The sequence below is a fragment of the Elusimicrobiota bacterium genome (assembly GCA_040757695.1).
In the GTDB taxonomy this organism is placed as follows: domain Bacteria; phylum Elusimicrobiota; class UBA8919; order UBA8919; family UBA8919; genus JBFLWK01.
The window spans coordinates 1-12,409 of sequence record JBFLWK010000069.1 but is presented as its reverse complement, the minus strand read 5'-3'; the positions used below and the strand labels follow the sequence as shown (position 1 = coordinate 12,409).

General features: G+C 34.6%; 13 protein-coding genes and 1 tRNA gene. All 14 read left to right on the top strand.

Annotated features, from left to right (window positions below):
* The first annotated feature begins 101 nt into the window (after positions 1-101).
* The 14 genes from AB1349_10470 (at position 102) to AB1349_10405 (ending at position 12,115) form a co-directional block, all read left to right on the top strand.
* Entirely contained in the window at positions 102-296 is a 195-nt protein-coding gene (locus tag AB1349_10470; protein MEW6557763.1) for a hypothetical protein, read from the top strand.
* Positions 289-1,704 (top strand): HD domain-containing protein, encoded by a 1,416-nt coding sequence (locus tag AB1349_10465; protein ID MEW6557762.1) that lies wholly within the window; start codon positions 289-291, stop codon positions 1,702-1,704. Before AB1349_10470 ends, AB1349_10465 begins: the two co-directional genes overlap by 8 nt.
* Positions 1,705-1,720: 16 nt before the next feature.
* The gene (locus AB1349_10460) at positions 1,721-2,620 is read left to right on the top strand and encodes a GAF domain-containing protein (protein ID MEW6557761.1); all 900 of its coding nucleotides are present in this window, start codon (positions 1,721-1,723) and stop codon (positions 2,618-2,620) included.
* 103 nt (positions 2,621-2,723) lie between these two features.
* Positions 2,724-2,794, top strand: a tRNA-Gly gene (locus AB1349_10455).
* 18 nt (positions 2,795-2,812) lie between these two features.
* Positions 2,813-4,330 (top strand): MBL fold metallo-hydrolase, encoded by a 1,518-nt coding sequence (locus AB1349_10450; GenBank protein MEW6557760.1) that lies wholly within the window; start codon positions 2,813-2,815, stop codon positions 4,328-4,330.
* Between the two features lie 140 nt (positions 4,331-4,470).
* Entirely contained in the window at positions 4,471-5,196 is a 726-nt protein-coding gene (locus tag AB1349_10445) for a hypothetical protein (protein ID MEW6557759.1), read from the top strand.
* A gap of 7 nt (positions 5,197-5,203) precedes the next feature.
* Positions 5,204-5,647, top strand: coding sequence for a hypothetical protein (locus AB1349_10440; protein MEW6557758.1), 444 nt, complete (start codon positions 5,204-5,206; stop codon positions 5,645-5,647).
* Between the two features lie 55 nt (positions 5,648-5,702).
* Positions 5,703-7,016, top strand: coding sequence for a PhoH family protein (locus AB1349_10435; GenBank protein MEW6557757.1), 1,314 nt, complete (start codon positions 5,703-5,705; stop codon positions 7,014-7,016).
* Between the two features lie 100 nt (positions 7,017-7,116).
* On the top strand, positions 7,117-7,986 hold the full coding sequence (locus AB1349_10430; protein MEW6557756.1) for a PHP domain-containing protein: 870 nt from the start codon (positions 7,117-7,119) through the stop codon (positions 7,984-7,986).
* Positions 7,987-8,315: 329 nt separating this feature from the next.
* Positions 8,316-8,828 carry a cob(I)yrinic acid a,c-diamide adenosyltransferase gene (locus tag AB1349_10425; GenBank protein MEW6557755.1) on the top strand — a complete coding sequence of 171 codons (513 nt, stop codon included), beginning with the start codon at positions 8,316-8,318 and terminating at the stop codon, positions 8,826-8,828.
* Positions 8,828-9,337, top strand: coding sequence for a bifunctional adenosylcobinamide kinase/adenosylcobinamide-phosphate guanylyltransferase (gene cobU / locus AB1349_10420; protein ID MEW6557754.1), 510 nt, complete (start codon positions 8,828-8,830; stop codon positions 9,335-9,337). Before AB1349_10425 ends, cobU begins: the two co-directional genes overlap by 1 nt.
* 10 nt (positions 9,338-9,347) lie before the next feature.
* Positions 9,348-10,424, top strand: coding sequence for a nicotinate-nucleotide--dimethylbenzimidazole phosphoribosyltransferase (cobT, locus tag AB1349_10415; protein MEW6557753.1), 1,077 nt, complete (start codon positions 9,348-9,350; stop codon positions 10,422-10,424).
* A gap of 63 nt (positions 10,425-10,487) precedes the next feature.
* Positions 10,488-11,207: an adenosylcobinamide-GDP ribazoletransferase gene (gene cobS, locus AB1349_10410; protein ID MEW6557752.1), complete on the top strand. Its 720-nt coding sequence runs from the start codon at positions 10,488-10,490 to the stop codon at positions 11,205-11,207.
* Positions 11,192-12,115, top strand: coding sequence for an asparagine synthase-related protein (locus AB1349_10405; GenBank protein ID MEW6557751.1), 924 nt, complete (start codon positions 11,192-11,194; stop codon positions 12,113-12,115). The genes cobS and AB1349_10405 overlap by 16 nt, the downstream gene beginning before the upstream one ends.
* The last annotated feature ends 294 nt before the right edge of the window (positions 12,116-12,409 follow it).

Here is a 12,409-nt window from a genome sequence, read left to right as displayed (position 1 = left end):
GGCTTTCACGTCAATTTTTTATAGGTTCCTTTATAATATGTCTCAGCATTTATTAGCAAGCGTGTCTGATGAATCAGACCACCCTATTTCTCATTAGAGAAATGGGAAATTTGCCAAACTACAGTTATATAATAATTTCACACGACTTAAATCTGTTGAACGCAGTCGCTGATGAAATAATAATAATGCAAAACGGCAAAATTATTGAATACGGCAATCCCAACCAGATTCTGAATAGCCCCAAAAATTTTTATACACAAAAATTGGTTTCATCTATACCGGTGTTAAATGTATAACAATAAAAATATCTGGATTGTCGGTGGATATATTCGTGACTGGCTTTTACAAAGGGAATGTAACGACATTGATTTAGTAACAGATGCGAATGCAAAAAAGGTAGCACAGATATTTGCTAAAAAAAATAAAGGTAGTTTTATAACTTTAGACGATTTTAATAAAATCTACCGTGTTGTTATCAAGGATAAAATATACGATTTCTCACAACTGCAAGGAATGGGAGGGAGTAGAGAAATGTGGATAGTTGACGATTTAAGCCGTCGGGATTTTACAATAAATGCGATGGCAACACAGATTACAGATTGCCCGCCTACAAGTCGTCGGGCAGGCAGATTGCAGATTGCAGATATTATTGACCCATTCAATGGTCTGGCTGATATAAAAAACAAAATTATTCGGACAATTTGCGAAAAAAATCTCGTTGCTGACCCGCTGCGGCTTTTAAGAGCATATCGGTTTGCTGGACAACTAAATTTTAAGATTGAGCCTAAAACTAAAAAATATATAAAAAACTATTCGCGAAATTTAAAAAATATTCCATCTGAAAGAATACTTTACGAATTATTTTTAATACTTGAATTACAAAACAGTTATTCTGTAATACTTGAACTTTATAAATCCGGACTACTTAACGAACTTTTTCCAGAACTAATATCTGCAAAAAATATTGCAAAATGCTATTATCCTGAAATGGGACTTTTAGGTCATTCTTTTGATACATTAAAAGTGTTAGAAAAATTCTATACTGCAGGTTTCAAAAATGTTTTTCCTCAATATACCAAAAAAATAATTCAGCATCTTGAACAAAAAATATCAAGAACAATCAAGCGAAAAACACTCCTAAAACTGGCAGCACTTCTGCACGATATTGGGAAACCAACTGTAGCAAAAAAGATTGACGGACGTTTGCGGTTTTTTGAACACGAGGAACGCGGCTGTGAAACTATTGTAAATATCGGGAAACGGCTGAAACTTTCAAATACTGAAATAAATTATCTTATAAAACTTATCCGACACCATATGCGGATAGGTAATTTGACAACTGCAAAAATGTTGACTGATAAAGCAGTATGGCGATTTTTCAGGGACTTAACAGACGACGCAATTGACCTGATAGTTTTATCTGTTGCTGATGCTTATACTTATCCAAAAGGCAGAACAAGAACCCTGCATAAAATAATCGCAAACAAATTATTACATAAATACTATTCTAAAAAAGAAAAAATTATTCCCAAAAAATTATTGAACGGTTTTGATGTTATGCGAATACTAAAAATTCCTGAAGGACCGCTTGTTGGCAAAATTCTACAAAAAATTGAAGAAACACAGGTGATAAAAAAAATCAGCACAAAACAGGATGCAGAAAAGTATATAAAACATCTTGACAAAACAAAAAAAAATTTGTAAGATATATAATAAATCTATGGAATACATTCCCGCAGTAAAAAAAGAGATTGAACATTTGAAAGCGCTTCACGAAATCGCTTCATTTCTGAATTTTAAGTTAACCTTGAAAGAACTTGTTGAAAAAATTCTTATCATCACTGTAAAAACACTTCAGGTTGAAACAGCCACTGTCTACACGATAGACCGTGAACAGAAACAACTTTACTGCTTCAACAGTTTTGGAAAAGATAGCGAAGGAATCCTTAAACGAGAAGCCCGACTCAGACATAAAGTAGGTTATGGGTTTATTGGCTGGGTTGCTCAGGTTGGAAGACCTGAATTGTCTAACGAGCCACAAAAACATCCACATTATACAAAAGAGATTGATGCACTGGCAGGTATCGCAGCCAAAAATATACTTTGTGTTCCTATTATCTTCAAGAATAAAAATTATGGCGCAATAGAAGTTATAAATAAAAAAACAAATTTTGATAATTTAGATAGAGAACTACTGCTGACAATTTCTAGTCTGGTCGCTATGGCAATTGAAAACTCCGAACTATTTCAGGAAACAGTGCACTCTCGGGATTATCTGGAAAATGTTATTGAAAATATACCCGGCGGATTTATTGCGGCAAACAAAGAAGGAAAAATAACAATGTTTAATACTCAAGCACAGAATATTCTGGGAATAAATAAATCATCTGTAATCGGGAAAAATACAAAAGAGGTATTCTTAAAACAACCGGAAATACCATCAATTTTGTTTGACGTATTCTTAAACCAGCAAACATCAAACAGACAGGAAATTTATATTATCGGTAAAAATGATAAACGGCTCCTTTTGGGCTATGGAACAATCTTGATAAAAGACAAATTTGGAAAACTTGCCGGCAGTGGAATAATATTTCAGGATATAACCGAGTTTGTAAAGTAGGCGTGCGTATAGTGGATAGCGTAGAGAGGATAGCGGATAGAAAACCAATTGCTAACCTCTATTCTCTCTCTGTTCACCTCTATCCGCTGTTTGCTATTTTGTCGCGGGTGTGGTCTAATGGTAGAATGTCAGCTTCCCAAGCTGAAGACGGGGGTTCGATTCCCCTCACCCGCTATTAATTTAACATTCATAATGACAAAACTAACTTTTTATGGCGGGGTGGATGAGATAGGCGGGAATAAAATCCTGCTTGAAGAGGGCAACACAAAAATTTTTCTGGATTTTGGAATGTCTTTTTCAGAAGAAAGCAAGTTTTTTGAGTTCCCGCTTTTAAGACCTACGAACATTGACGACTTACGCAAGATAAATATCCTGCCTGAAATTGAAGGACTCTACAAAAATGCAGGACTGACGGTTACCTATCAACCTGACGGTGATTTTGCGGTAAATGGCACGCCTGAATACAGAAAAATAGACGCAATACTTTTATCGCACGGGCACCTTGACCACTCGGGATATCTCGGGCTTGTAAGACCTGATATACCAATTTATTCCTCAGCAGCAACTAAAAAATTCCTTAAATTGAGGTCAGATATAAACAAGAACTGGGCTGCAGATGCAAACCAGGATATTTTCAATACGATAGAACCTGACAAGGAAACAATACGGATAGGGCGTGATGTTAGCATACGCAGATTTGATGTTGACCATTCACTTATCGGTGCGAGTGCTTTTTTTCTTATCGCTGGAAACAAAAAAATTGTCTATACCGGCGATTTTAGATTTCACGGATACCGGAAAAAAGAAACAGAAAACTTTCAGAATGCAATCGCAAAAGAAAATATAGATGTTCTCATTACAGAGGCAACTCGGCTCTCAAGGACGGACGAAGAAAAAGCATTTGATACAGAAGAAGAAGTTTTTGAAGCTGCCTGTGAAATCACAAAAAAAGAAAAAGGGTTTGTAATCTACGATGCATCGCCAGCGGATATTGATAGAGTAAAGACACTTGCAAGGGTTGCAAAAGAAACCGGCCGAGAACTTGTGTTGGACGATAAAAAAGCATATTTTATTCTGTACCTGAATTTTAACGAACCGAAAAAACTTGTTGACGACCTGCCACAAATTAACGAGTTTAAGATATATCTATCACGCGAAAAATTGAAAAAAACAACAAAAAAGTATTTGGAAATAGTGCCACAGGGGCTTGATATTTTTGTTGAAACATTTGTTACCGGCCGAGATGGCTATCAGCGAACACTACTTGCTGCAGCAGACCCGAACAATAAAAATGCCGATGCTATCAAAATACCATCACAAAAATTTTTATGGGGACCGCTTGGCAGAGAAACTTTATTAAAAAATTCTGACAATTATATTCTGTATACTTCAAATGGACCGTTGACGCTTTTGCAACTTTTGCCGATTAACAAAAGAATCGCTGGAACATACATCTATGGCAAAGCAGAACCATTTAATGAAGAGATGGAGTTTTCGTTTGACAAACTTGAGTACTGGGTTAAACTTTCCGGACTGAATTTAGAATATGCGCATACTTCAGGTCATCTTTCAGCAAATGACTTAAAACAATTCATACAGGCAGTCAAACCTAAATGTGTAATACCGGTTCACACAGAAAATGCGGAAGCATTTAACCAGTTTGGAATAAAAACTATAAGACCTGAACTTAAAAAAAATTTAGAATTATAAATTTTGCTTGACAATTTTTTTTCAAATTGTAAAATAAAATAAGGGTTTATCTAAAATAGTAGGAAATAAAGATATAGCAGTAGGGTCTAAAAGATTTATGATAAAAATGAGAACTTGTCTTAAAACTTGAGAGGTAAGCAATGGAAATTCCGGTTATAATCAAATTGATTGGTGGAATGCTAATAATCATATGGTTATGGATTTTTGTAAAGACCACTACTAGTATGTTGGTACTTTCAAGATATAGAAATGACTACACTATGGCTCAAAAAATTGACCAAGTTATTGGGTTACTTAGGGCAGTGCAAGATACTGCAATAATAATTACTGATTTAGATCCACTATTTTTTTCCAATGCAAAAATATGTAAAATATTAGGAGAAATGTCAAGGAATAAAACCAAAAAACTAGAAATTATCGTAGACAAAAGATGTGAAGAAAAATTAATGAATGGATTTAGATATCCTGAACAAAATGTCTATGAGAACCTAGTTAAAGAAGTTAACCCACATTGTTTCAAAATATCAAGGTATTATTTGAGTCATCACTTAATGATTACCGATTGGAAATGTATTAGGTTAGAACACCCACATGAGTACCATAAATTTGGCTATCTGGAAAGAACTCACTTAACTAAACCACAAGATGAAAAAGAAATTATTAATTTTTATCTTTTTCCGGAAGAATATGGGAAAATGAAATGGTGGATAATCAGAAAATTATTTTCCCTACATAAGATGCTTGGTATCACGCAAATTAACGAATACGCAACTATACTCTATGAAGTAAGAGAAGTTGTAGAGCAATTTAAACCAATGGTAGACGAAATAAGAAAGAATTCCACCCCATTGCCATTGATAGCCTGAAATAAAAATGCTTTTGATAAATCCAAATTTGCAAAACTTCCAAGATATTGCTAACTCTTTATTAGTATATGCTTCTATAGGAGTATTGACTTTTTTTAGCATGGTATTTGGTCTAAATGAACCAATTTTACAAATACCTTTAATTGAAGAATATGTTTTTGACAGAACAAAGTATAAATTTAAGCTTCTCAGATATTATGGTGTAATGTTTGCACCATATTTCATATTTAATTTTTCTTTAGCTTTAGTACTATTACTATTTTATTACAACACTCAAAACTTAGTTATTTTTTATCTTGCAGAAATAATATTAAAGATTACTACGATATTAATTTTCATTGCAATAGTATTGTTATATTTCCTGCTGACAACTTTTGCATGGTTGTCTCAACATCTCGCCAAAACAGTTGGTAGAATTATCGCAAAAGGATATCACTATAAACTTAAGTAATACTTGGATAATCAAAATCCTTGAACAAACATTGCCAAGTTCCTTAAGCAAGTTGATGGCTAGAAAAACTTTTATTCTTGATACAAATGTACTAATCCACGACCCTGATGCAATAACCTCGTTTGCAGACAATACAGTTGTAATCCCGATGGCAGTTATTGAAGAACTGGATGTTCTTAAAAAATTCCATGACGAACGCGGCAGGGCAGCAAGAAGCGTATCTCGGAAATTAAATAATCTATCTGTAAAAGGAAAATTTAACGAAGGCATCTCACTTGAAACCGGTGGAAAACTGCTGATAGACCTTGAACAAAAAATAAACCTGCCTTACGATTTCTCAAATTCTAAAAAAGATAATCTTATACTTTCGGCAGCGCTCGCAAGACAAAAAAAAGATGGAAAGGTTATATTTATAACAAAAGATATTAACTTAAGAATTAAAGCGGAGGCTATTGGGCTTGTTGCTCAGGACTATGAAAAAGAAAAAATAAAAATTGAAGAGTTATACCAGGGTTATAGAGAATTAGGTGTGTCAGAAGAACTAATTGATAAATTTTATAAAACCAAGTCCATTCCTTCTGTTAAAACTGGCGATGAATTTGCTGCAAACGAATTTGTAATACTGAAAGGAGATACGAACCCGTCTAAATCCGCACTTGCTAAATATGATGTTAAATTTAAATCGCTCGTTTCACTTACTTACAAAGAAGCGGCTGTATGGGGATTAAAACCATTAAATACCGAGCAGAAGTTTGCATTTGAACTCCTTTTAGCCGATAGTATCCAACTTGTGACTCTTGTAGGTGTGCCCGGTGCTGGAAAAACAATTTTATCGCTGGCAGCAGGACTTCAGAAAACGATTGATGAAAAAATGTACAAACGGCTGCTGGTTGGGAAATCAGTTACACCCGTTGGCAAAGATATTGGCTATCTGCCTGGAACAAAAGAAGAAAAAATCTCACAGTGGATGGGTTCTATCTATGACAACTTAGAGTTTATCGTAGATAAAAATAATCCTGATGAAGATACAGATGAAAAAGTCCAGTATTTTTTTGATAGTGGAAAAATAGAAATAGAAGCGCTTGCTTTTTTGCGAGGCAGAAGTATCCCGAAACAGTTCATTATTATTGACGATGCACAAAATCTTACACCACACGAAGTGAAAACAATAATATCTAGGGCTGGGGAAGGCACAAAGGTGGTATTAACCGGCGACCCGTACCAGATTGATAATCCATATCTTGATGCTGAATCAAACGGACTTACATATCTTGTTGACCGGTTCAAAGGGCAGGAAATTTACGGACATATCGGTTTCAAAAAAACAGAAAGGTCAAATCTGGCTGCATTGGCTGGCGAACTTTTGTAAAACTCACGAAACAGACACGGAAATAGCAACACGGAACAAGTACGAAATAGTTCCGAGTTAGCTCTGTGTAAAAGTTCCGTGCAGGTTCTGTGGTAGTTATATGGAGACGCTTTTTGCTGATTTACATATTCATACAAAATACTCAGATGGTACTTTTTCACCTGAAGAAAGCGTAAAATATGCACAAAAAATCGGACTTGTTGCAATCGGTATTACTGACCACGATACAACAGAAGGAATTCCAGCCGCAATAAAAGAGGGTTCCAAAAGAGGTATTGAGGTAATACCCGGTGTAGAACTTTCAGTTGAAATGAAAAACTCACACGACGAGGAAATGCATATTCTCGGCTATTTCATTAACTGGGAAGATACTTCTTTTCAACAGAAATTAAAACTTTTTAGAAAGGCTAGAGAACGCCGAGCATATCATATTTTGGATAAACTAAAAAAATTGGGTGTCACAGTTGATGAACGGCGGCTGTTTGAAATTGCAGGGATTGGTGTGATTGGTCGGCTCCATTTTGCTAAAGTGCTTGTGGAAAACAAAACCGTTTCTCATACTCAGGAAGCATTCCTGAAATATCTCGGTGATGGTAAGCCCGCATATGTTCCAAAATTCCGACTACTACCTGACGAAGCAATCAAAATGATTTTGAAAATTGGCGGTATCCCCGTGCTTGCGCATCCGCATTACAATAATATAAGTTGTAACATTGTGAAATCGCTAAAAAATGCCGGACTGAAAGGGATTGAGGTCTGGCATACAAAACATACTTCACACGAGACAGAAAAATTCAAAAAAATAGCGGATAAACTTAACCTGATACCTACCGGTGGCTCGGATTGTCATGGCGTTATGAATAGTGAACCAGCAATAATGGGAACTGTAAAAGTACCTTATACGATAGTTATTGAGTTAAAAAAATATAAAAATAATCTGGACAAAAATCACTGTCATCTTTTTGCTTGAAGCGAGGAAATTATAAAAACATTACCACGAAAACACGAAATAGAATCTTAAAATTGTTTTTTTCGTGATTTCGTGGCTTCGTGGTTATAAAATTGGACTGGTAACTTGAAGGAATTCCGTGAACCCGATGGCATATCGGGAAATTCGGAAGCTGCCCCGCAACGGTAATCCTTTTGTAGCCCAACCTTCAACCCCGAACGAAGTGAGTGGGTTTCAGGTTGGGCTGACCGAAGGTCAGCCCGGTCTATCAATTACCAAAAACTCCGAGGGGAGAAAATTTACTCAACTCAATCCCTATCGGATTGGGTTTTTTGTTTGAGAGGTAAAATATGATTCAGGTCTACACAGGTAATGGAAAAGGAAAAACAACTGCGGCGATCGGTTTGGCTTTAAGAGCACTCGGGCATAAAATGAATGTCTGTATCATTCAGTTTTTTAAGGATAGAAAATTTTATGGCGAACAGAATATTCTTGAACATCTTAAAAACTTAAAAATATATTCATTCGCTACAAAACATCCACATTTTTACAAAAATGTTAAAATAGCAAACATTAAATATGAATGTAGAAATGCATTAAAACTTGTTGACAAAATTTTTAAAGAAAAAAAATACGATTTGCTGATTCTTGATGAATTGAATATTATTGTTCGTGATGAATATGTCAATGCCCAAGAAGTTGTCTGGTTGCTTAAAAAAGCTCCTAAAACTATGGAACTCGTTATAACAGGCAGAGGTGCACACAAAAAAATATTAAAACTTGCCGATTTAATAACTGATATGCGGATTGTCAAACATCCATACTACAAAGGCGTGAAAACACGAAAAGGGATAGATTATTGATGGGCAAAATTATTTTTATTCTGGGTGGTGTAAAAAGCGGTAAAAGCTCGTTTGCGTTAAAACTTGTACAAAAAAGAAAAAATGTAGTATTTGCTGCAACGGCAATTCCGTTTGATTTTGAAATGCAAAAAAAAATTGTAAAGCATAAGAAATCAAGACCGCAAAATATAAAAACAATAGAAGTCAAAAATAAAATATCTGAAATCTTGAAAGAAAACTTTGATACTGTAATTATTGATTGTCTCACAGTTTTTGTTTCAAACAGAATTTTATCTAATATAACTGAAAGAAGGATTATAGACGATATTAAAAGTACTATAATTGCTGTAAAGAAAAAAGGTCGGTCAGCAATTATTGTTTCTAACGAAGTTGGGATGGGAATTGTACCAAAAAACAAACTTGCAAGAAAATTCAGAGATATATTGGGAAATATCAATCAAGCAGTATCTGAAATTGCAGATAAAGTTTATTTAATGGTAGCAGGAATACCTGTTGGGGTCAAAAAATAATGGAGGAAAAATGCAGAGTAAAAAAATTGAAGATGTTGTTAAGAGGATAAAGCCATTTGATAAAAAAATTTTTGAGACGACACAAAAGCGGTTGGATAATCTCACAAAGCCATTAGGCTCGCTTGGTCGGCTTGAAGACCTTGCCAAACAGATTGTAGCAATCACTGGAGAAGAGAAACCGGAATTAAATAAAAAAGTAATATTTACACTTGCTGGTGACCACGGGGTTGTTGAAGAAGGTGTATCCTGTTATCCAAAAGAGGTTACTCCACAGATGGTTTATAATTTCTTAAATGGCGGTGCAGGAATAAATGTTTTAGCAAGACAGGTTGGAGCAAAAGTTATCGTTGTAGATATTGGTGTAGCAAGTAAATTACAAATTACAAATTTCAAATTTCAAAATTTTAGAGATAAAAAAATAAATTATGGAACTAAAAATTTTGCAAAAGGACCTGCAATGACACAAGAAGAAGCGATAAAATCAATTGAAACTGGTATAGAACTGGTTGAAGATGAATTATCAAACGGGCTTGATATAATCGGCACTGGTGATATGGGGATAGGGAATACAACACCATCTTCAGCAATCGCATCAGTAGTTTGTAATGTTGCTGTTGAAAAAGTAACAGGTAGAGGAACCGGTATTGACGATAAAGCACTTAAAAATAAAATTGCCGTAATTAAAAAAGGAATTGAACTTAATAAACCAGATGCCAAAAATGGAATTGATGTCTTATCAAAAATAGGCGGCTATGAAATTGGTGGGTTGGCAGGAATAATGCTCGCTGGTGCTTGTTACAGAATACCGGTAGTTATTGATGGCTTTATTTCTGGTGCGGCAGCACTTATTGCTGATAAAATTTCACCGACGGCAAAGCAGTACTGGCTATCAGCACATTGTTCGCAGGAACCAGGACACAAAATTATACTTGAACATCTCGGACTTAAACCTATACTCAATTTGGATATGCGGCTTGGTGAAGGCACCGGTTCTGCACTTGCTATGTTTATAATTGATGCCTCTATAAAAATTCTTACCGAAATGGCAACTTTTGAAAGTGCTGGTGTAAGCACAAAAATTGAATAATTTTGAAAAAACAGGAGGTATTACACAAATGAGTAATATTACACAGATGTGTAAGTTTTAGTTATGGTCAACAAGTTTCTTTCAGCAGTTGGTTTTTTAACAGTTTTTCCTGTTTCAGAAAAAAAATTGAAAACCTGTATAGTTTTTTTCCCGCTTGTCGGTTTGTTTATCGGTGGACTTCTTGTATTGGTAAATTTTCTGGCTTCTTTTTTATTCTCCAAAAATGTGGTTGATATGCTGGTTATTGTCTCGCTTGTAATCATTACTGGCGGACTTCATCTGGACGGTTTTGCTGATACCTGCGATGGTTTTTATGCAGGAAAAAATAAAAATGATATTTTAAGAATCATGGACGATGTTCATATCGGTGCAATGGGAGTTATCGGACTTTTTTGTATTCTGGGTTTGAAGTTTTTTGCACTTCAAAGTATTTCACAAAAAATTTTATATCCATCGTTGCTTCTTTTTCCTAGTTTAAGCAGGTGGGCAATAGTTTTGGGCTGTATATTTTCCAAGCCGGCAAAAAATGAAGGACTCGGAAAAATTTTTATAGATACCGTCTCAAAAAATGATTTTTTTATTACTACAATTATTATACTTTTTACATCAATTATTCTTTTCAAAATGAATGGAATTTTGATTTTATTTGCAACATTACTCATCACAATTCTGTTTTTAAGATTTGTAACTAAAAAAATTGATGGTATTACCGGTGACATACTTGGTGCACTGAATGAAATCTGCGAAACATTTGTACTTCTGATTTTATGTATAACAAAATAAGAGATAAACTAATAGAATCTGTTAGGCGAAATAAAGCTGACGGGATACTTTTTTCTGGTGGGCTGGATACGAGCATTTTAGCAGCGCTTCAGCCCGAAGCGGTAATGATAAATGTATGTCTGGAAAATTATGCACCCGACCTTAAATTTGCGAAAATGTTGCAAGAATTTCTTGGATTGAAAGTATACTATCTAACGATAAAAACTGATGAGGCGATTTCTGTAATTCCCAAAATAGTAAAAATAATAAAAAGTTTTGACCCTGCAATTCCAAATGATATACCGGTTTATTTCGGACTAAAATTCGCCAAGCAATTAGGATTAAAAACTGTGACGACTGGCGACGGTGCGGATGAACTTTTTGCTGGCTATAGATATATGCGTATTATTACTCATTTGAGTAAGTATATTAAGGACATTGCAAGAAATATGTATTTCACTTCAAATGAAATTGGAAAATATTTTGGCTTAAAAATAAAACAACCATATTTAGATAAAGAGTTTAGAGATTTTAGTTTAGTAATACCGACAAACTTAAAAATAAAAAAAATCCACCGCAAGTTGATTGGCAAATGGATATTAAGGAAAGCGTTTGAGAATGTTCTGCCAGAAAAAATTATCTGGCAAAATAAAAGACCGTTGGAATATGGTTCAGGAATGACAAAATTGCGAGAGATTATCAGTTCGAAAATCACCGACGACGAATTTACTCAAATGAGCAAGTTTTTGTCTGTAAAGTTTATAAACAAAGAACATTTCTATTATTACAAAATATATAAAGATATCGTTGGTAAAATACCAAAACCAATAGAAAACCAAAAAGCATGCCCATGTTGTGGCGCTGGGATGAATCAATCTTCATCTCACTGTAGAACTTGTGGTTATATTTCAGCATCGGATTTTCAATAATTTTGACCACGAAAGCATGAAAGCATGAAAAAAGTCTAAAATTTGGCTTTGACAAGATTAACAGGATTTTTTTCTTTAATCACGGAAGCCGGATAAACACAATAAATTTCTATTTATTTCTATCAATTTCTATAAATTTCAGAAACTTATAGAAATTATTCGTGAAAATTCGTGTGCATTCGTGGACACACTATGTCAAGCGGTAGCTGAAATAAGTTTAAAGTTCTTTGACAAATCAGTGGAAATTGATTGTTTAGCAAAATTAGCGAGCAAAAAATTTTCATCATAAAGAAC